Origin of the sequence: Curtobacterium subtropicum (assembly GCF_030362975.1) — a bacterium.
Taxonomy (GTDB): domain Bacteria; phylum Actinomycetota; class Actinomycetes; order Actinomycetales; family Microbacteriaceae; genus Curtobacterium; species Curtobacterium subtropicum.
In genome coordinates this window covers 305,025-324,412 of sequence record NZ_JAUCMM010000001.1, presented here as the reverse complement: position 1 = coordinate 324,412, position 19,388 = coordinate 305,025, and the positions used below count along the sequence as shown (strand labels likewise).

15 protein-coding genes are annotated in these 19,388 nt (G+C 73.9%); 6 read left to right on the top strand and 9 right to left on the bottom strand.

Translation table 11 applies throughout. From position 1 onward, the window contains the following. Positions 1 to 10 precede the first annotated feature (10 nt). From QUG98_RS01455 to QUG98_RS01445, 3 genes are read right to left on the bottom strand one after another with little or no spacing between them, the layout of a single operon-like run. Positions 11 to 1,216: a P-loop NTPase gene (locus QUG98_RS01455; protein ID WP_434533405.1), complete on the bottom strand. Its 1,206-nt coding sequence runs from the start codon at positions 1,214 to 1,216 to the stop codon at positions 11 to 13. Continuing rightward, positions 1,164 to 1,712, bottom strand: a complete 549-nt coding sequence (locus QUG98_RS01450; RefSeq protein ID WP_289468864.1) for a DUF1003 domain-containing protein — start codon at positions 1,710 to 1,712, stop codon at positions 1,164 to 1,166. The genes QUG98_RS01455 and QUG98_RS01450 overlap by 53 nt, the downstream gene beginning before the upstream one ends. Further along, positions 1,696 to 3,015, bottom strand: coding sequence for a magnesium transporter MgtE N-terminal domain-containing protein (locus tag QUG98_RS01445; RefSeq protein ID WP_058728234.1), 1,320 nt, complete (start codon positions 3,013 to 3,015; stop codon positions 1,696 to 1,698). Before QUG98_RS01445 ends, QUG98_RS01450 begins: the two co-directional genes overlap by 17 nt. A gap of 181 nt (positions 3,016 to 3,196) precedes the next feature. Between QUG98_RS01445 and QUG98_RS01440 the strand changes: the two genes are divergently transcribed. Further along, complete coding sequence (locus QUG98_RS01440; RefSeq protein ID WP_289468863.1) at positions 3,197 to 4,174, top strand: YflT domain-containing protein; 978 nt, start codon at positions 3,197 to 3,199, stop codon at positions 4,172 to 4,174. Positions 4,175 to 4,269: 95 nt separating this feature from the next. On the opposite strand, the gene QUG98_RS01435 is transcribed toward QUG98_RS01440, so the two are convergent. After that, complete coding sequence (locus tag QUG98_RS01435) at positions 4,270 to 4,797, bottom strand: GNAT family N-acetyltransferase (protein WP_353067818.1); 528 nt, start codon at positions 4,795 to 4,797, stop codon at positions 4,270 to 4,272. 9 nt (positions 4,798 to 4,806) lie between these two features. Next, entirely contained in the window at positions 4,807 to 6,291 is a 1,485-nt protein-coding gene (locus QUG98_RS01430; protein WP_289468862.1) for an aminopeptidase P family protein, read from the bottom strand. 61 nt (positions 6,292 to 6,352) lie between these two features. Here QUG98_RS01430 and QUG98_RS01425 point away from each other — a divergent pair, with 61 nt between their 5' ends. Further along, a complete protein-coding gene (locus QUG98_RS01425; protein ID WP_289468861.1) occupies positions 6,353 to 7,234 on the top strand; it encodes a PHP domain-containing protein in 882 nt (293 codons plus the stop codon). A 174-nt stretch (positions 7,235 to 7,408) separates the two neighbouring features. Here the strand turns inward: QUG98_RS01425 and QUG98_RS01420 are convergent, their stop codons facing one another. After that, positions 7,409 to 8,914: a DEAD/DEAH box helicase gene (locus QUG98_RS01420; RefSeq protein WP_289468860.1), complete on the bottom strand. Its 1,506-nt coding sequence runs from the start codon at positions 8,912 to 8,914 to the stop codon at positions 7,409 to 7,411. Positions 8,915 to 9,018: 104 nt separating this feature from the next. Between QUG98_RS01420 and QUG98_RS01415 the strand changes: the two genes are divergently transcribed. After that, positions 9,019 to 9,735, top strand: coding sequence for a ferritin-like fold-containing protein (locus tag QUG98_RS01415; protein WP_137766728.1), 717 nt, complete (start codon positions 9,019 to 9,021; stop codon positions 9,733 to 9,735). A gap of 149 nt (positions 9,736 to 9,884) precedes the next feature. Here the strand turns inward: QUG98_RS01415 and QUG98_RS01410 are convergent, their stop codons facing one another. Together QUG98_RS01410 and QUG98_RS01405 are read right to left on the bottom strand one after the other, a co-directional pair. Then, a complete protein-coding gene (locus tag QUG98_RS01410) occupies positions 9,885 to 10,208 on the bottom strand; it encodes a hypothetical protein (RefSeq protein ID WP_289468859.1) in 324 nt (107 codons plus the stop codon). A gap of 1 nt (position 10,209) precedes the next feature. Continuing rightward, positions 10,210 to 10,434 carry a DUF3107 domain-containing protein gene (locus QUG98_RS01405; protein ID WP_066657860.1) on the bottom strand — a complete coding sequence of 75 codons (225 nt, stop codon included), beginning with the start codon at positions 10,432 to 10,434 and terminating at the stop codon, positions 10,210 to 10,212. 162 nt (positions 10,435 to 10,596) lie between these two features. On the opposite strand from QUG98_RS01405, the gene QUG98_RS01400 reads away from it, so the two are divergent. Both QUG98_RS01400 and QUG98_RS01395 read left to right on the top strand, forming a co-directional pair. After that, complete coding sequence (locus QUG98_RS01400; protein WP_289468858.1) at positions 10,597 to 13,752, top strand: ATP-dependent helicase; 3,156 nt, start codon at positions 10,597 to 10,599, stop codon at positions 13,750 to 13,752. Beyond that, positions 13,749 to 17,078: an ATP-dependent DNA helicase gene (locus QUG98_RS01395; protein ID WP_289468857.1), complete on the top strand. Its 3,330-nt coding sequence runs from the start codon at positions 13,749 to 13,751 to the stop codon at positions 17,076 to 17,078. Before QUG98_RS01400 ends, QUG98_RS01395 begins: the two co-directional genes overlap by 4 nt. Positions 17,079 to 17,252: 174 nt before the next feature. Here the strand turns inward: QUG98_RS01395 and QUG98_RS01390 are convergent, their stop codons facing one another. Next, positions 17,253 to 18,251 carry a phosphotransferase gene (locus QUG98_RS01390; RefSeq protein WP_289468856.1) on the bottom strand — a complete coding sequence of 333 codons (999 nt, stop codon included), beginning with the start codon at positions 18,249 to 18,251 and terminating at the stop codon, positions 17,253 to 17,255. A 119-nt stretch (positions 18,252 to 18,370) separates the two neighbouring features. On the opposite strand from QUG98_RS01390, the gene nudC reads away from it, so the two are divergent. Beyond that, positions 18,371 to 19,306, top strand: coding sequence for an NAD(+) diphosphatase (gene nudC, locus QUG98_RS01385; protein WP_289468855.1), 936 nt, complete (start codon positions 18,371 to 18,373; stop codon positions 19,304 to 19,306). Positions 19,307 to 19,388 lie beyond the last annotated feature (82 nt).

Genomic DNA, 19,388 nt, shown 5'->3' with positions numbered 1-19,388 from the left:
CGAGGAGCGCTCAGGACAGGCTGAGCCCGAGCTTCCGTCCCGCCAGACCCCGACCCATCGTGGTGACGGTGTCGGCGATGGACCGCAGGGCGAGGGCGGCGGGGTCGCCCGGCGTGCCGAGCACGACCGGGAGCCCGGTGTCACCCCCTTCGCGCAGCAGCACCGAGATCGGCACGCGACCGAGCACCGGCACCGCGGCGTCCTGCCCGCGGGAGAGCCGAGCGGCGGTCTCGTCGCCGCCGCCCTCGCCGAACAGGTGCAGCACGCTGCCGTCCGGCTGCACGAGCCCCGCCATGTTCTCGACGACGCCGATGACCCGCTGCCCGGTCTGCCGTGCGACGACACCGCTCCGCTCGGCCACGTCGGCCGCCGCGGCCTGGGGCGTCGTGACGACGAGCACCTCGGCGTGGGGGAGCAGCTGCCCGACCGAGATGGCGACGTCGCCGGTGCCGGGCGGCAGGTCGAGCAGGAGCACGTCGAGGTCGCCGAACCACACGTCGGTCAGGAACTGCGCGACCGTGCGGTGCAGCATCGGCCCGCGCCAGGACACCGCGGTGGAGACGTCGTCGACGAACATGCCGATCGAGACGACCTTCACCCCGTGGGCGACCGGCGGCAGGATCATGCTGTCGACGCGGGTCGGACGGGGTGCCACACCGTGCTCGTCGGTCAGGCCCATCAGGCCGGGCACGCTGAAGCCGTGCACGTCGACGTCGACGATCCCGACCCGCTGTCCGGCCGCGGCCAGGGCGACCGCCAGGTTCACCGTGACCGTCGACTTGCCGACGCCGCCCTTGCCGCTGGTGACGGCGATGACCCGGGTGAGCGAGTCCGGGGTGAACTGCACCCCGCGGGGTCGGCCGGCGCGGAGTCGCTCGGTCAGCGCGGCGCGGGTCGCCGGGCTCATCACGGAGACGTCGACGTCGACGTGCTGCACACCGTCCACCGATCCGGCGGCCGCGCGCACGTCGCGCTCGATCGTGTCGGCGGCGGGGCACCCGACGATCGTGAGCTGCAGGTCGACGCGCACCCGTCCCTGCGGCTGCACGTCCACCCCGCGGATCATGTCGAGCTCCGTGACGGGGCGGCGGATCTCGGGGTCGACCACGCGACCGAGCGCAGCGAGGACCGCCGCACCCAGCCGTTCGTCCGGGTGCTGCGGGTCAGCCACGGGTGCGGGCGCTCCCGGTCTCGTCGTCGAAGGCCTCCTCCGCATCGCGGCGGTCGAGCTCCTCGAGCAGCGAGCGGATCTCGGCGCGGATGAAGTCCTTGGACGCCATCTCCCGCATCGCCAGGCGCAGGGCCACGACCTCGCGGGCGAGGTACTCGGTGTCCGCGAGGTTGCGCTCGGCCCGCTGCCGGTCCTGCTCGAACTGCACGCGGTCGCGGTCGTCCTGCCGGTTCTGGGCGAGCAGGATGAGCGGCGCCGCGTACGAGGCCTGCAGCGACAGCACCAGGGTGAGCGCGGTGAAGCCGATCGCGGCCGAGTCGAACTGCCACGGCTTCGGCGCGAGCGTGTTGTAGCCCATCCACACGGCGCAGAAGAGCGTCAGGCCGACCAGGAACCAGGGCGTGCCCATCGCACGCGCGATGCCCTCGGTCGCGCGACCGAAGGTGTCCCCGCGACCACGTCGGCGCGTTGGGAGCACGCGCGTACGCATGCCCTTGGGGGAGTCGAGCCGCTCCTGGCGGGCGTCATCCGTTCGGGCCACGGGTGGTCCTCCTTCCCGTCGTCACGGGCGTCTTGCGCTGGCGTTGGCGGAGTCGCGAGGGGGCATCCCCCTCGCCCTGACTTCGCCAGTCGTCCGGCAGGACGTGGTCGAGGACATCGTCGATCGTCACCACCCCGACCAGGCGGTGGGCGTCGTCGACCACGGGGACGGACACGAGGTTGTAGGTCGCCATGACCCGGGTGACCTCAGCGGCGCTGGCGTCCACGCGGACCGGCTCGGTCTGCTGGTCGATGAGCGTGCCGAGGCGCTCGTTCGGCGGGTAGCGGAGCATGCGCTGGAAGTGCACGAGCCCGAGGAAGCGCCCGGTCGGCGGTTCGTACGGGGGTAGCACGACGCAGACGCTCGCGCCGAGCGCCGGGGCGAGCTCGTGCCGGCGGATGAGGGCCAGGCCCTCGGCCACGGTCGCGTCGGCCGAGACGATGACGGGCTCCGTCGTCATGAGACCACCGGCGGTGTCCGGCTCGTACTCCAGGAGCATGCGGACGTCCTGCGCCTCCTCCGGCTCCATGAGCTGCAGCAGGGCCTCGCTCCGGTCGTCGGGGAACTGCGCGAGCACGTCGGCGGCGTCATCGGGCTGCATCTGGTCGAGGACGTCGGCGGCGCGGGCGTCCTCGAGCCGGGTGAGGATGTCGATGCGCTCCTGGTCGGGCATCTCCTCGAGCACGTCGGCGAGCCGGTCGTCGGGGAGCTCCTCGGCGACCTCGAACCGGCGCTCCTCGGGCAGGTCGAGCAGCGTCGAGGCCAGGTCGGCCGGCAGCAGGTCGGAGTACGCGGCGATGACGTGCTCGGCGGACTGCGCTTCACCGGGGAGCTCGTCCTCGGTGACCTCGTTCCAGGTGGCGAACGTCGTCGGGCCCTTGCCGAACGGCGACGGGGTCGTCTTCGGCTTCCGGAGGAAGAGCTGCGACACCTCCCACTCGCCCTGGCCGCGGTCCTCGATCGCGACGTCCTCGATCGTCGCGCGGATGCGGTCACGCGTGAGCAGGACCTTGCGGCCGAGCATCTCCGCGATGACCCGGACCTCGCCGCCGCGCTGCTCGAAGCGCCGCATGTTGACGATGCCGGTGGTGATGACCTGGCCCGCACCGATCGACGTGACGCGGCCGATGCTCAGGAAGATGCGGCGCTTGCCGGGCACCTCGACGATGAGCCCGACCACGTGGGGAGGGTCGACGCGACGGTAGACGACCAGGACGTCCCGGACGCGGCCCACGCGGTCGCCCGCGGGGTCGAAGACGGAGCACCCGGCGAGGCGGGCGACGAAGACCTTCGTGGCGCTCACCCGTCCAGCGTAGTCGCTGCCGCAGGGGCCGGGGGCGCGCGGGCACGGCCCACCCTGAGACAGTGCACCGGTGGTGCCGGGGGATCGCCGCGCCGGTCGTCCCGGGGCCTGCGCGCCGGTGCCCCGGAGGTTCCCGGGAGGCGCACGTGCGATCGCAAGGTGCCCGGTGGATGATGGCTGGGTGAGCAACCAGAGCCCGTTCGCCGGACGCACCGCCCAGGCCTTCCCGACGCTGCCGCGCGGGGACGTCCTCGGCACCTACGACAGCTACCCGGACGCCCAGCGCGTCGTCGCGAAGCTCGCCGAGGCGGACTTCCCCGTCGCGAAGATCGCGATCGTCGGCAACGACCTGAAGACGGTCGAGCGGGTCACCGGCAAGATGACCTACGGCCGCGCGGCGATCGCCGGCGCGCTGTCCGGTCTCTGGCTCGGCATCTTCTTCGGCATCGTGCTGACCCTGTTCTCGCCGACCGCCGGTGGCCTGATCATCGCCGCGGCGATCATCGGCGCCGCGTTCGGCATGCTGTACGGCATCGTGTCGTTCGCCATCACCAAGCGGCAGCGCGACTTCACGAGCGTGCACCAGGTGCTCGCCACGAACTACCAGATCGTCGTCGACCCGCAGCTCACCGGTCAGGCGCAGCGGATCCTCGGACAGCACGGCGCGACGCCGTCCACGCACTGGAACGACGCACCGCAGCCGGGCGCGCCCGGCTCCCAGGCCCGTCCGTTCCAGGGGCAGGAGCCCTGGCGCCCGGGTCCGCAGCAGGGCTCGCCCTACGGCGGGCACGCGACGCCCCACCAGCCGCAGCAGCAGTCCCGCCCGGGAGGCCCGCAGCAGTCCGGCCCGTCGGCCGGCGGTCCGCAGGGCGGCGCGTCCCACCCCGGTGCCGGTCCGCGGTCCGGCACGGACGGCGGGCCGCGGTACGGCACCGACGACGGGCCGCGGTACGGCACGAACGACGGGCCGCGCTACGGCGAGACCCCGCAGACGGCGCAGCAGCCCGCGCCGACGTCGGACCCGCGCCTCCCGCAGTCCCGGCCCGACCAGCCCCCGCAGTACGGGGAGCGCGTCCACGGCGCCGAAGAGCGTGCCGACGGTGCAGACGACCGCCCTGGTTCCGCGCCCGAGGCCCGTCGCGACGACGACCGCGGCTGACACCCCCGACAGATGCGGAACGCCCGCGCCGACGATCGTCGGCGCGGGCGTTCGGCGTCAGGGCCCCCAGCGGTGCGTCAGAGCACCTCGGTGCGTCAGAGCACCTTCGAGTAGCAGATCGACCGGGCCGCGCCGACGTACGGTCCGAACTGCGCGATCCGCCGGAAGCCCTCGCGCTCGTAGAACCCGATGGCGCGCTTCTGCTCGTCGCCGGTCTCGAGCACGAGCGCCGGGGAGCCGAGGTCGATCGCAGCCTCCTCGAGCCGGCGGAGGATCGCGCTGGACACCCCGGCCCCCCGGGACTCCGGTCGCACGTACATCCGCTTGACCTCGGCGATGCCGTCCTGCACCAGGCGCAGGCCGCCGCACCCGAGCGGGGTGCCGTCCTCGTCGCGGGCCAGGAAGAACACCGCGATCGAGTCCGCCGTCGGCTTCTCGCCCGGTTCCGTGTCCCCGCCGTAGGCCCGGTCGATCTCCAGGCGCTGCGCGGCACGGAGCCGCTGCGCGTCGGGGGAGTCGAAGTGCTCGACGTCGATCACGAGTCCGCGGGGCACGGCCGTCGCGGTCCGGGTGTCCGGCTGAGCGGTGGTCGTGCTGGTGGAGGCCTCTGGCGTCGTCGTCACGTCCTCAGGCTAGCGGCCGGTGCGGGCGATCCACCCCTCCACTTCCGAGGGGGTCCGCGGGATGCCGACGGACAGGTTCTCGGCGCCGTCCTCGGTGACCAGGATGTCGTCCTCGATGCGGACGCCGATGCCGCGGAACTCCTCGGGCACGGTCAGGTCGTCCTGCTGGAAGTACAGGCCGGGCTCGATCGTGAACACCATCCCCGGCTGCACGACGCCGTCGATGTACATCTCGCGGCGGGCCTTGGCGCAGTCGTGGACGTCGAGCCCGAGGTGGTGGCTCGTCCCGTGCACCATGTAGCGGCGGTGGAACTGGTTGTCCGGCTGCAGCGACTCCTCGGCGGTGCCGGGCAGGAAGCCCCACTCGGCGGTCTTCCGCGCGATGACCTCCATCGCGGTGGTGTGCACCTCGCGGAACGTGATGCCCGGCTTCACGATCGCGAACGCGGCGTCCGCGGCCTCGAGCACGGCCTCGTAGACCATGCGCTGCACGTCGGTGAAGGTCCCGCTGACCGGCAGGGTCCGGGTGATGTCGGCGGTGTAGAACGAGTCGACCTCGACGCCGGCGTCGATGAGGATCAGGTCGCCCGGCTGCACGGCACCGTCGTTGCGGGTCCAGTGCAGGATGCAGGCGTGGTGGCCGGACGCGGCGATGGTGTCGTAGCCCACCGTGTTGCCGTCGGCCCGCGCGCGACGGTTGAAGGTGCCCTCGACGATGCGCTCGCCGCGGGGGTGCGCGAGGACGGCGTCGAAGTCGGCGATGACGTCGTCGAAGCCGGACCCCGTGGCCTCGACCGCCTTGCGGAGCTCGTTGACCTCGTAGGCGTCCTTCACGAGCCGGAGCTCGGACAGGTCGCGGGAGAGCAGGTCGTCGGTCGCGGGGGTCTGGTCCGCAGCCTCTGCCCCGCCGACGGTGGTGCCGAGGCGGGAGTCGATCGCGCGCGTGAGCTCGGTGTCGGCGTCACGGACGAGCAGGACCGACGCGTCGAGGCCGTCCGCGACCTCCGCGAATGCTACGAGGTCGGCCGTCGCCAGCCCGAGGTCGGCGGCGACCTCGTCGAGCGAAGGTCGGGGGCCGACCCAGAACTCGCCGATCTCGGGATTCGCGTAGAACTCCTCGGAGTCGCGGCCGGCGGTGGCGCGGAAGTACAGCGTGGCGTCGTGCCCGGACCCGTTCGGGGTCATCACGAGCACGGAGCCGACGACCGTGTCGGTGCCCCAGCCGGTCAGGTGCGCGAAGGTCGAGTGCGGACGGAACGGGTAGTCGCAGTCGTTCGATCGGACCTTCGCCTGGCCGGCGGGCACCACGATCGTGCGCCCGGGGTGCAGCTCCGAGATGCGCGCGCGGCGCTCGGCGGCGAAGGCCGACTGCTCGCGGGGCTCGGGGGTCGGCCGTGCACGGTCCGCCCACTGCGACGCGATGTGGTCCTTGAAGGTCGAGGACCCGGGGGTGGTGGATCGGTTGCTCGTCGCGCGGGGAGTGGTGTCGGCCATGTCACCCATCATCGCACCGAGCTGACCCTCCGGCCTGAGCGGCCGTTCACCTGTCGGTAGCATGGAGGACGTGCCCGATCCGTTCATCGACCTGCACGCCCACTCGAGCGTGTCCGACGGCACCGAGCGGCCGGCGGACCTCGTCGCCGCGGCCGCCGCGGCCGGCCTCGACGGCGTCGCCCTGACGGACCACGACACGACGGCGGGGTGGGACGAGGCGATCGCCGCCGTCCGCGATCGTCCGATGTCGCTGCTCCCCGGCCTCGAGCTGAGCACCCGGGTCGGCCACCGCAGCGTGCACGTGCTCGGCTACCTGGTCGACCCGGCCGACGACGCCCTGGTCGCGGAGACCGCACGGATCCGCGACGGCCGGTTCGCACGCGCACGGCGCATGGTCGAGCGCATCGGCCGCGACCACCCGATCACCTGGGAGGACGTCCTCGCCCAGGCGCGCGACGGCGCCACGATCGGCCGCCCGCACATCGCCGACGCCCTGGTCGCCCGGGGCCTGGAACCGGACCGCAGCGCGGCCTTCCGCGGGATCCTGCACCCGGCCTCCGGGTACTACGAGCCGCACGAGGCGCCGACGCCCCTCCGCGGGGTCGAGCTGATCCGCGGTGCGGGCGGGGTGCCGGTCATCGCCCACCCGGCGGCGTCCTCACGGGGGATCGTCATCGACGAGCCGATGCTCCGCGAGCTCGTCGACGCCGGGCTCGGCGGGCTCGAGGTCGACCACCGCGAGAACCTGGCGCACGGCAAGCGCACGCTGCTCGACTGGGCGGAGCGCTACGACCTCTTCGTCACCGGGTCGAGCGACTACCACGGCACCGGCAAGCCGAACCGCTTCGGCGAGCACCGAACCGCGCGCGCGTCGTTCGACGCGATCGTCGACCAGGCCACCGGCAGCGCGCCGGTCCACGGTCCGGGTTCCCGCCTGGCCTGACGCCGCGCCGGTCGCCGCGGCGCGCCCCGGGTCCGGCCTGCGCGACACACCTCGCGCAGACGGACACGCGATCCGTCGCCGGGTCCGAGACGCGGATGACGCGTCCCGCTCGTGGGTGCGGACGACGAAGGCCCCGTCACGTCGGTGACGGGGCCGTCGAGCGGACGGGAGGCGCTACTCGCCCTCGCCGGTGCCCTGCGGTGCCGAGGCGGTCGCCTCAGCGGAACCGCTGCCGCCGCTGCGACGACGGCGGCGACGACGACGCTTCGCGGCGCCGTCGGTGGAGGCAGTGTCGGTCGCGCCCTCGGTGGACGGCTGTGCGGCGTCGGTGCCGGTGGTCTGCTCGGCGGGGGCCGACGCGTCGGACTGCTGCGGGCCTCCCGTCCGGGTGCGGGTGCGGGACCGCGAACGGGAGCCGCTGCGCTCGCCGCCCTGGCGGTCACCGCTGCGCTCGCCACGCTTCGGCGCGGAGCCGGCCTCGGCCGCGTGCGAGGACGCGCCGGGCAGGCGGCCCTTCGTGCCGGCGGGGATGTCGAGGTCCGTGAACAGGTGCGGCGACGACGAGTAGGTCTCGACGGGCTCGGGGATGCCGAACTCGAGGGCCTTGTCGATGAGCGTCCACTTGTGCAGGTCGTCCCAGTCCACGAAGGTGACCGCGATGCCCGTCTTGCCGGCACGGCCGGTGCGGCCGGCGCGGTGCAGGTAGGTGTCCGGGTCGTCCGGGATCGTGTGGTTGATGACGTGCGTCACGTCGTCGACGTCGATGCCACGGGCGGCGACGTCGGTCGCGATGAGCACGTCGCGCTTGCCGGCCTTGAACGCGGCCATGGCACGCTCGCGCTGCTCCTGGTTGAGGTCGCCGTGGACGGCCGCGGCGTTGAAGCCGCGGTCCTTCAGCTCCTCGACGAGCTTCGCCGCGGCGCGCTTGGTGCGGGTGAAGATCACGGTCTTGCCGCGGCCCTCCGCCTGCAGGATGCGGGCGATGACCTCGTCCTTGTCGAGCGAGTGCGCGCGGTAGATGACGTGCTTGATGTTCGCCTGCGTCAGGCCCTCGTCCGGGTCCGTCGCGCGGATGTGCACCGGCCGGGTCATGAAGCGACGGGCGAGCGCGACGATCGGAGCCGGCATCGTCGCCGAGAACAGCATCGTGTGGCGCACCGCGGGGACGGCCTGGAAGATGCGCTCGATGTCCGACAGGAAGCCGAGGTCGAGCATGCGGTCGGCCTCGTCGAGCACGACCTCCTGCACCTTGGACAGGTCGAGCAGGCGCTGGCGCTGCAGGTCGATGAGGCGACCGGGCGTACCGACGACGATCTGGGCGCCGGCCTTGAGCTGCTCGATCTGGCCCTCGTACGCCTTGCCGCCGTAGATCGACACGATCGTGGTCGGGCGGTTCGACGTGGCGAGCTCGAGGTCCTCGGTCACCTGCACCGCGAGCTCGCGGGTCGGGACGACGACGAGCGCCTTGACCCCCGGCTCCGGAGCGGCACCGAGGCGCTGGATCAGGGGGAGGCCGAAGCCGAAGGTCTTGCCGGTGCCCGTCTTGGCCTGGCCGATGATGTCCTGGCCGGTGAGGGCGAGCGGGATCGTCTGCTGCTGGATCGGGAAGGGCTCGGTGATGCCCTTCGTCGCGAGCGCGTCGACGATGTCCTGCTCGATGGTGAGGTCTGCGAAAGTCAAAGAAGCACCTTAGTCCTGGTGGAGGTCGACGACAGTCTACCGACGGCCGACGACGGCAGCGCCCGCCGGGCGGGAGCGGCGCCCGCTGCCCGTATGCTTGGGGCGTGGTGTCGTGGTGGAACCGGAAGCGCGCTGCGCAGCTCGCCGCCGCGTGGCTGGCCTCGCGCAACCCGCGGAACGCCTCGCCCGTGGAGCGCCTGCAGCTGGACGACGTGAGCCCGGAGCTCGACGTCTACCTGGGGCAGGCCGCGTACCTGCAGCTGTCGCTCTACGAGACGATGGGTCGTGCCGGTGCTGCGGCGCCGACGATGTCCGGACGCCTCGTCACGGGGGTGCTCGCGACGACGGCGCTCGAACGGCACCGCACGATCGTGGCCGAGATCGAGCGGACCGGCGGCGAGCCGGCGACGCTGATGGAGCCGCACCGCGAGGCGATCGACCGCTTCCTGCTGCGTACCAGCGGTGCCGACTGGTACGAGTCGATGCTCACCGGGTACGTGACGGCGGGCATCCTGAACGACCTGTTCGGCAACATGCTCCGGTCGCTGCCGCTCGACGTCCGACAGCGTCTCCGGACCGTGTTCGACGCGCGCGAGGAGCCGGCGGTCGTGCAGGAGCTGTCGTCGCACATCGAACAGGACCCGCGCATCGGGTCGCGCCTGGCGATGTGGGGCCGTCGACTCGTGGGCGACACCTTGCTCGTGGCACGGTCGGCGCTGGCGGTCCACGCGCGGGAGGACCAGGAGAAGCTCGAGCCGGTGTGGACGGAGCTCATCGCGGCGCACACCCGGCGGATGGACGCCCTCGGCCTGACCGCCTGACGTCCGGCGGCGCCGGGACGCCGGACGGGCCGACACGAGCGACTCGGTCGTGCTCGGAGCGGCGCTGTCTGCTGTCCGTCGCGCCCGCGTCCGCTGCGCTCAGGCGCGCTCCGCTCCGGTGCGCTCAGGTCCGCTCCGCTCAGGCGCGCTCAGGTGCGCGCTCGTGTCGTCTGCGTTCGGGCGCGCTCGGTGCGCGCCCGCTCGAAGAAGGCCTCGTCCGCAGCGGTGCGACGGCGTCCGAGGACCCACTCGGCCACGACCGCGACGACGCCCGCGCCGACCAGGGCGGTCACCCAGATCCACCCGCCGTCGTACCGCCAGCCGGCCCAGGTCAGGGCCTCCCACACGACGGCGGCCACGATGCCACCGACGGCCGGACCCAGCAGCGCGCCGCGGGTCGAGCGCCACGGCACGACGACGTGCGCGACGGCCCCGGCGATGAGGCCGCCGAGCACGGCGAAGAGCAGCTCCACGTCAGGCGACGAAGCCGATGCGCCGCGACTCCTCTGCGCCGACCTCGACGTAGGCGAGCGAGGCGACCGGCACGATGAAGCGACGGCCCTTCTCGTCCTTGAGGGAGAGGTGGGTCGACTGCGACTCGAGGGCCGCGGCGACGGCCTGCTCGATCTCCTCGGCGCTCTGGGCGGTCTCGAAGGCGATCTCGCGCGGGCTGTTGATGATGCCGATCTTGATGTCCACGAGCACAGCGTATCCGAGCGGCACCTGCCGGCACCGGGCGTTCGCCCGAGGCGCACCGCGGCGGCGGCAGCGGTGTCGGCCCGGTGCCGACCCACGGCCCGGTGCGGCACCGACAGCGGTGCGTCGACCGCTGCTGTCGGCCGTGGTCGGTACCGTGTCCGCGTGCCCAGGACCACGCTGACGACCCTCCCCGAGGACGTCGGGGCCGCCCGCGCGCTCGTGACGGACCCGGCGCAGGACGCCGTCCTCGCCCTGCCCGACGGCAGGCACGCGGCGGTCATCGGCGCTCCGGGCACCGGCAAGACCACCACGCTCACCCGGCTCGTCGCCGACCGGCTCGCCCGCCCGGACGCGGTGTCGACGGACGGCCACGCCACGGTGCTCGCGCTGACCTCGGCGCGCACAGCGGCGACCGCGCTCCGCGACCGCCTGGCCGCGGCGGTCGACCGGGTCGTCCCGGGGGCGCTCGCCCGGACCGTCAACTCCCTCGCCTTCCAGGTCGTCGCGCACGCCGCGGCGCTGCAGGGGCAGGAGGCGCCGACGCTGCTGACCGGTGGGGAGCAGGACCGCATCATCGCCGACCTGCTCGAGGGGCACGAGGCCGACGGCGACGGCCCCGCGTGGCCGCCGCCGATCACCGCCGTGGTGCGCGAGCGCGCCGGGTTCCGCACGGCGCTCCGCGACGTCATGATGCGTGCGGTGGCCGCCGGGGTCGAACCGGACGACATGCGCGAGCTCGCCGACGAGCGGGGACGCCCCGAGTGGCGCGCGGTCGGCGACTTCGTGGACGACTACCGCGCGTCGGTGACGGCCTTCCGGGGCAGCAGTCTGGACGCGGCCGAGCTGGTGGCGTTCGCGACCGCCGCGGTGCTCCGCCACGAGGTCCCGGCGAGCATCGCGGCGCTGCGCCTGCTCGTCGTCGACGACACCCAGGAGCTCGTCGAGGGTGAGATCGCCCTCCTCGGGGCACTCGCCCGCTCCGGCGTGCAGGTCGTCGCGTTCGGCGACCCGGACATCGCGGCCTCGGCGTTCCGCGGTGCCGAGCCGGACGTGCTCGGGCGACTGGCCGTCCGGCTCGGCGTGGAGCGCGTCGACGAGGTCGTGCTCGGCACGGTGCACCGGCACGCGGCTCCGGTCCGTGCGCTCGTCGGTGCGGTGACGGCGCGGATCGGTACCGCCGCAGCCGGACGGCAGCGGACCGCGGTGGCGTCGACGACGGACGCGCGCAGCGATGCCGTGCTGCACCTCGAAGCAGGCAGCCGTTCGGCGCTCGTCGTCGCGATCGCCCGACGCCTCCGGGAGCACCGGCTGCTCGACGGCGTCCCGTGGCACCGGATGGCGGTCGTCACCCGGAGCGGTGCGGCGATCCCCGAGCTCGTCCGGGCACTGTCCGTCGCCGAGGTCCCCGCGACGGCGGGCGCCGCGCCGGTCCGTCCGCGTGACGACAGCGCCGCCCGATCGCTGCTCGACGCGGCCGCGGTCGCCCTCGGGGTGCTCCCGCTCGACGCCGACCTCGCCACGGCGTTCGCGACCGGACCCCTCGGCGGGCTGGACACCCTGGCGATGCGGCGGCTCCGGCTCGCCCTGCGCCGCGAGGAGCTCGCCGGCGGCGGGACCCGCACCGCCGACGAACTGCTCGTCGATGCACTCGGTGCGCCCGAGCGGCTCGCCACCGTCGACGCCGGGTTCGCCCGTCGTGCCACCCGGCTCGCGCGCAGTCTCGTGCAGGCGCGGGCGGACGCCACGGCCGACGCCAGCATCGAGGAGATCCTCTGGGGGCTCTGGGAGCGCAGCGGTCTGGCGACCGCGTGGGGCGGGCAGTCTGCGGCCGGCGGGGTGGGCGCCGCCGAGGCCGACCGGCACCTCGACGCCGTCGTCGGACTCTTCACCGCCGCGAAGCGCTTCGTCGAGCGGACCCCCGACGCACCCGCGCGGGTGTTCGTCGACGACCTGCTCGGAGCCGACCTGCCCGAGGACTCGATCGGCCCCGACCGCACGGCCGGCCGCGTGCGGGTGCTCACCCCGTCGGCCACCATCGGGCTCGAGTGCGACGTGGTCGTCGTGCTCGGGCTGCAGGACGGCGTCTGGCCGAACACGCGGGTCCGGGGGAGCCTGCTCGACCCGGACGGGCTGGTGCGTGCCGCCGCCGGTGACGACGACCGGACCGTCGACGACCGGGCAGCGGTGATCGCGGACGAACTCCGGCTGTTCGCCCGCGCCGTCTCCCGCGCCACGACGCAGGTCGTCATCGGGACGGTCGCCAACGACGACGAGGCCCCGTCGCCGTTCGTCCGGCTCGTCCCGGTGCCGCCGGACCGGCAACCGACCGTGCACCCGCTGTCGCTCCGGGGGATGGCGGGGTCGCTCCGCCGCCGGGTGGTGACCTCGGGCGACCACGAGGCAGCATCCGCCCTCGCGCGGCTGGCGGAGGCCGGCGTCGCCGGAGCGTCGCCGGACGAGTGGTACGGGACGGCCGAGCCGACGACCGAGGACCCGCTCGTCGACCTCGACGCCCCGCCGGCACCCGAGCACGAGGGCGGCGAGCCGGTCGCCCCGACGGTGGCCGTGTCGCCCTCGCGCATCGGCACCTTCGAGGAGTGCCCGGTGCACTGGTTCGTGCAGACCTTCGGCGGCGGCGCTCCGAGTCCGGCGATGGGCATCGGGACGATCGTGCACGAGGCGATGGAGCAGGCCACCGCGGTCGACGTCGAGTCGCTGTGGGAGCACGTCGAGGGCCGGTGGGACGAGCTGACCTTCGAGTCGCCGTGGGTCGCCGACCGCGAACGGGCCAGGACCCGGCGGATGATCGAGGGACTGAGCGACTACCTGCGCACGTTCGCCAGCGCCGGGCGACGGCTGCTCGGTGCGGAGACCTCGTTCGCGCTCGTCACCGGTCCCGCCCGGATGCGCGGCAGCATCGACCGGATCGAGGTGGACCCGGACGGGCGGGTGAGCGTCGTCGACCTGAAGACCGGACGGTCGATGCCGAGCGAGAAGAACGACATGCCCGAGCACCCGCAGCTCGGCGCGTACCAGCTCGCGGTCGAGGACGGCGCGGTCGACGGTGTCCCGGCCGGGGCACCGATGGCCGACGCCCGACTGGTCTTCGTGCAGAACCCCCGTGCCGGACGGGCCTTCTCCGAGCGGACGCAGCACGCCTTCGACGACGAGGCGCGCGAGGCCTACCGCGAGCGGCTGCACGGGGTCGCGCGGGGGATGGCCGGACGGACGTTCCTGGCGAACGTCGACGACCACTGCGACCGGGCCCGCACGGGTGTCGAGTGCCGCATCCACGTCGTGGGAGAGGTGACCTGGTGACGACCGAGACCGACACGCAGTCCGGGTCGACGTCCGACGTGCAGGTCGCGTCCGCGGCGCGCGTCGTCCCCGACGTGTCCACTGCCGCCCACGACGCCGACGCGATCGCCGACGCCCTCGGCCGCCCCCGTCCGACCGACCAGCAGCGCGCGGTGATCGAGTCGCCGCTCGCCCCGGCGCTCGTCGTCGCCGGTGCCGGCAGCGGCAAGACCGAGACCATGGCGTCGCGGGTGGTGTGGCTGCTCGCGAACGGCTTCGTCCGCCCGGCCGAGGTCCTCGGCCTGACGTTCACCCGCAAGGCCGCGGGCGAGCTGTCCGTGCGCATCAACGACCGGATCCGGGCGCTCGAGGACGTCGGGCTCCTGACCGCGGGCGATGCCTTCGAGGCGCCGACGGTCTCGACCTACAACGCCTTCGCCAACGCCGTGTTCCGCGAGAACGCCCTGCTGGTCGGGCGTGACGGCGAGTCGCAGGTGCTGACCGAACCGTCCGCCTGGCAGCTCGCCCGGCGCGTGGTCGTCGGCGCGCGGGACGACCGGCTCGCGGGACTCGACCGCGACGTCGACACCGTGACCGCCGCCGTCGTGTCGCTCGCCGGTGCGGTGTCCGAGCACCTCGTCGACCCTGCCGACCTGCGCCGGTTCGCGATCGACTTCGGCGCCCTGCTCGAGCTGCCCGGGAACGCGAGGGGGAACCCCTACAAGGCGGTGACGGACGCCGTGGCCGCGATCGGGGCCCTGGAACCGCTCGTGGACCTGGTCGAGGAGTTCCGGCGGCAGAAGGTCGACCGCGGCTTCGTGGAGTTCTCCGACCAGATCGCCCTCGCGCTCGCCGCGGCCGAGTCCGCTCCGCGGGTGGTCGACGACCTGCGGAGCCGCTTCCGTGTGGTGCTCCTCGACGAGTACCAGGACACGTCGGTCGTGCAGACGCGGTTCCTCGCCCGGCTCTTCCGGGGGCATCCGGTGATGGCGGTGGGGGACCCGCACCAGTCGATCTACGGCTTCCGGGGCGCGAGTGCGGCGAACCTGGCACGCTTCCCGCGCGACTTCGGCGGCGGGACGGCCAGCGGCACACGCGTGGACAGCGGCGCACCGACGGACAGCGCCGCGTCGGCCGCGGCGCCGGTCACCTTCGCCCTGTCCACGAGCTGGCGCAACCCCGTGGACGTGCTCGCCGGCGCGAACGCCGTCGTCGACCCGCTCTCGGCAGCCTCCGAGGTGGCGGTGGAGCGCCTCGCGCCGCGACCGGGAGCGGACCGGGGCACGGTGACCGCCGTCTTCCCGGAGACCCTGCCGGACGAGGCAGACGCCGTCGCCCGATGGTTCGCCGAGCGCCGGAGTGCCGCGCCGGAGGGTTCGATGGCACTGCTGCTGCGGTCGCGGAAGGACCTGTCGGCGTTCACCGCGGCGCTCGGCGCCCACCGGGTGCCGTTCCACGTGCTCGGCACCGGTGGTCTGCTGCAGCGTCCCGAGATCGTCGACCTGGTGGCGTGCCTCCGGGTCCTGCACGACCCCGCGGCGGGCAACGACCTCATCCGCCTGCTCGCCGGAGCACGATGGCGGGTCGGGGCGGCGGACATCGCCGCACTGCACGAGCTCGCCCGCTGGCTGTTCCGCCGCGACCACTCCCAGCAGCGCCTCGACGACGAGCTGACCGCGGCCTTCCGGGCCTCCGTCGCCGCCGGGGAGCACGGGTCGATCGTCGATGCCCTCGACTTCGTCGCGAGCGCTCCGGACGACCACGGTGCCCTCGAGGGCATCAGTCCCGCCGGCCGACAGCGGATGCGCGACCTCGGGCAGCAGCTCGCCGGGCTCCGGTCCCGCGCGGCCGGGGACCTCGTGGACTTCGTCACGCTGGTGGTGCAGGAGATGCGGCTCGACGTCGAGGTCGCCGCCCACGAGCAGGGGAGCGCCGCGTTCCTCGACGCGTTCGTCGACGAGCTCGCCGGCTTCGTGACCACCGACGACCGCGCCGACCTCGGAGCGTTCCTCGGTTGGATCGACGCCGCCGCGCGCCGCGACGACATGGGTCCGCGGTCCGAGGAGCCCGAGGCCGGCACCGTGCAGATCCTGACGATCCACGGCTCGAAGGGGCTCGAGTGGGACGCGGTCGCCGTGCCGCGACTCGTGGAGGGCGCGCTGCCGGCCCGCCCGCAGGAGGGGTCCTCGGGGTGGCTCGGCTTCGGTCGGTTGCCGTACGGGTTCCGCGGGGACGCCGAGGAGCTCCCGCGGCTCGACTGGCGCGGCCACGAGGACCAGAAGGGCGTCGTCGACGCGATCGAGGCGTACAAGGAGCAGGTGAAGGCCCGCAACGAGGACGAGGAACGCCGACTGACCTACGTGGCGCTGACCAGGACCCGGCACGACCTGCTCGTGTCCGGGTCGTCCTGGGCCGGTGGCGTCAAGCCGACCGCTCCGAGCCGGTACCTGCACGACCTGGTCGAGGCGGGGATCGTCCCCGCGGACGCCGTGCCGGACGGCACCGCGCACGAGGAGAACCCGCTCGGCGGGGACGGCGCGACCCAGACCTGGCCGCACGTGCCGTTCGGGCAGCGGGGCGCACGGGTCCTCGCCGCCGCGGACCGGGTGCGGAACGCGAACCCCGGCGCGGCCGGGCGCTTCGCGGCGGACATCGACCTGTTGCTCGCCGAGCGCCAGGCCGCGCGGTCCGCACGGCACCGCGTCGCGATCCCGCACCGCGTGCCGGCCTCGGGCTTCAAGGACTACGTCGGGAAGCCGGACGCGGTCGCCGAGCGCCTGCGCCGACCCATGCCGGAGCGGCCGTACCGCGCGACCAGACTCGGCACGCTCTTCCACCAGTGGGTCGAGCAGCGTGCGCGCAGCGGCGGCTCGCTCGAGACCCTCGACCTGTGGGACGACGAACGCGACCTCGACGCCGACGAGGCCGTGGACGCCTCGGCGGACGCGGCGGTCACCGACGACGACGCACGGCGACTGGCGGCGTTCCAGGCGACGTTCGCGCGGTCACGCTGGGCCGACCTCACCCCGGTCGAGGTCGAACGCGAGATCCACATCCCGTTCCTCGGCCACAGCGTGGTGTGCAAGCTCGATGCGGTGTACGAGATCGGCGGTCGCGCCGAGGTGGTCGACTGGAAGACCGGCAAGGCTCCCACCGGCGCGGACGACCTGGCGGCACGGCAGCTGCAGCTCGCGCTGTACCGGGTGGCGTACGCCGAGTTCACCGGGCGACCGGTCGACGAGGTCGACGTGGTCTTCTACTTCGTCGCGGACGACCTCGAGGTCCGGCCGACCGCACTGCTCGACCGTGCCGGTCTCGAGCGCGCGTGGCAGGACGCGCTCGGCTGAGCCTGCACCGCCGGTGCGGACTGCGTGACGGACGGCCTGACGGACGGGAGGCGCGTGGCGGGGCCTCGCAGGGCCTCCAGACCGCTGGATGGTCGCGACGGTCGCAGGACGCCTGACGGAACCACGGCCCTTCCGTCCCTGGGCGCACGCCCCGGACCGCGTCCGAGGACGGGTTCAGCCGTGTCGACGCTCGGTCGACGACAGGAACTGCTCGACCTCGCCGATCTCCATCGTGTCGGGGGAGACCGACTGCAGCGGTTCGGCACTCGGCGTCTGCACCGCGTCGACCAGACGGTGCATCATCGCGACCGCGTCGTCGACGACCTCGGTGCTCTTCGCCTGCACACCGTGCAGCAGCCACTGCGCGGTCTCGAGCTCGTGGTACACGCGGGCCCGTTGGGCGAGCTGCCGGTCACGGCCGCCGCCGTTCGCCTCGTACGCGCTGAGGACGGTGTCGAAGCCGTCACGATGACCGGCCAGCACCCACGCGAGGTCCTTCGCGGGGTCCCCGAGCCGGAGCTCGCCCCAGTCGAGGATGCCGGTGACGGCGTCGCCGTCCACCAGGACGACCCCGGTGCCGAGTGCGCCGTGCACGACCGTGGGCGTGAACTGCCACAGCTGCTGGTCGCGCGCGGCGCCCTCCCACCGCTCGACCAGGGCGGCGGGCACGAGCTTGGTCGCGACCGCGCGGTCCATCACCGAGACGGCTGAGCGCAGGACCTCGAACGGGGTGAGCGACGGCAGGCCGGCGTCGGTGACGAAGCTCGTCGGCAGCTGGTGCACGGCGGCGACCGCCCGACCGACGGAGGTCGCGAGCTCCGGTCGCTCGCCCAGGTCGCGCAGCGTCGGCTGCGTGCCGGGGACGTAGGTCGTGACGATGGCCCTGGTCGAGCCGATCGGTGCCTGACCGCGGTACTCGGCCACGGCGAACGGGAGTCGCGAGCGGATGCCGGCGCTGAGGGCGCGGATCGCGACGAGGTCGGCGGACTGCCGGGCCTCGGCCCGCTGGTTGCGCGGCCGGCGGATCGCGCTGAGCGTGCCGTCCGCGTCGCGCAGGACCGCCGACTCGTAGTCCCCGGAGGCGGCCGAGCCGAGCGTGCGCGTGCCGGTCAGGACCAGACCGGGAACGGCCGTGGTCGCCAACGCGGCTAGAGTGAACTGGGATCCCGCCATGCCCTTCAGGGTAGGTCCGCGTCCGGTGCCGGAGCGCACGCCACGCTGGCCTGTGCAAGCCCGGGCACCGTCCACAGGGTCCCGCTGAGAAGCCCGTCCTGACCGAGGAGCACCCCGCCGTGACCGTCGAGTTCGCCGCCAGACTCCCGCTGTCCCGCAACGAACTCGACCGCGACGCGGAGTTCCGGACGACGCCCGACCTCGACCGTGTGCTGCGTGCCGACCCGTCGGTGCGGTGGTTGCCCGTGCGCGGTGCCGAGCTCCTGCGCGAGGACGGCGGCGCGCTGCGCTTCGTCGATGCAGCGGCGGTGCCCGAGGACGCGGTGACGCTGTACCTGGGCCGCGCGGTCGCGGACGCGCCGGACGCCCCGGCTGGCACCCGCTTCGTCGCGGCGATGCTCGACGCCTCGGCCGCAGCGGCGATCGAGCCGGACGACGACGCATGGGTCAGCCTGCGCATGTTCGGCACCGAGCTGTCCGCCCGCGACCAGGGCCTCGCGGTGGAGGCCGTCGCGATGGCGAACTGGCACGCGGTGCACGGGTTCTCCCCGCGCACCGGATCCCCGGCCGAGGTCGTCAGCGGCGGGTGGGTCCGCCGCGACCCCGAGGGCCACGAGCTGTTCCCGCGCACCGACGCGGCGATCATCGTCGGGGTCACGGACGCCGACGACCGCATCCTGCTCGGGTCCAACGCGGCCTGGGACGCCGACCGCTACTCCCTGCTCGCCGGCTTCGTCGAGCCGGGGGAGTCGCTGGAGGACGCCGTCCGCCGTGAGGTCTGGGAGGAGTCCGGCGTCCGCGTCGAGGAGCCCGAGTACCTCGGGTCGCAGCCGTGGCCGTTCCCCGCCTCGCTCATGCTCGGCTTCCGTGCCCGAGCGGTGGACGGGGACCCGTCGACCGCCCGGCCCGACGGCGTGGAGATCCTCGACGTCCGGTGGTTCACACGGGACGAGGTCCGGGAACGCGCCGGCGACACCCTGCTGCTGCCCGGCCGCACGTCGATCGCCCGCGCGATCATCGAGGAGTGGTACGGCGGGCCGCTGGACGTGCCGTGAGCGACCCGCGTGCCGCGCGCAGTCCGGTCGCCGGGACGGGCACCGGCGCGGGGACGGGCCCCGGTGCGGCGACCGGTGCCCC

Excerpts from the sequence above, each read along its gene's own strand:
- QUG98_RS01425 (WP_289468861.1), top strand. The coding sequence starts at position 6,353 with ATGGAGGACGTGCCCGATCCGTTCATCGACCTGCACGCCCACTCGAGC.
- QUG98_RS01390 (WP_289468856.1), bottom strand. The coding sequence starts at position 18,251 with ATGGCGGGATCCCAGTTCACTCTAGCCGCGTTGGCGACCACGGCCGTT.
- QUG98_RS01455 (WP_434533405.1), bottom strand. The coding sequence starts at position 1,216 with ATGCGGAGGAGGCCTTCGACGACGAGACCGGGAGCGCCCGCACCCGTG.
- QUG98_RS01430 (WP_289468862.1), bottom strand. The coding sequence starts at position 6,291 with ATGGCCGACACCACTCCCCGCGCGACGAGCAACCGATCCACCACCCCC.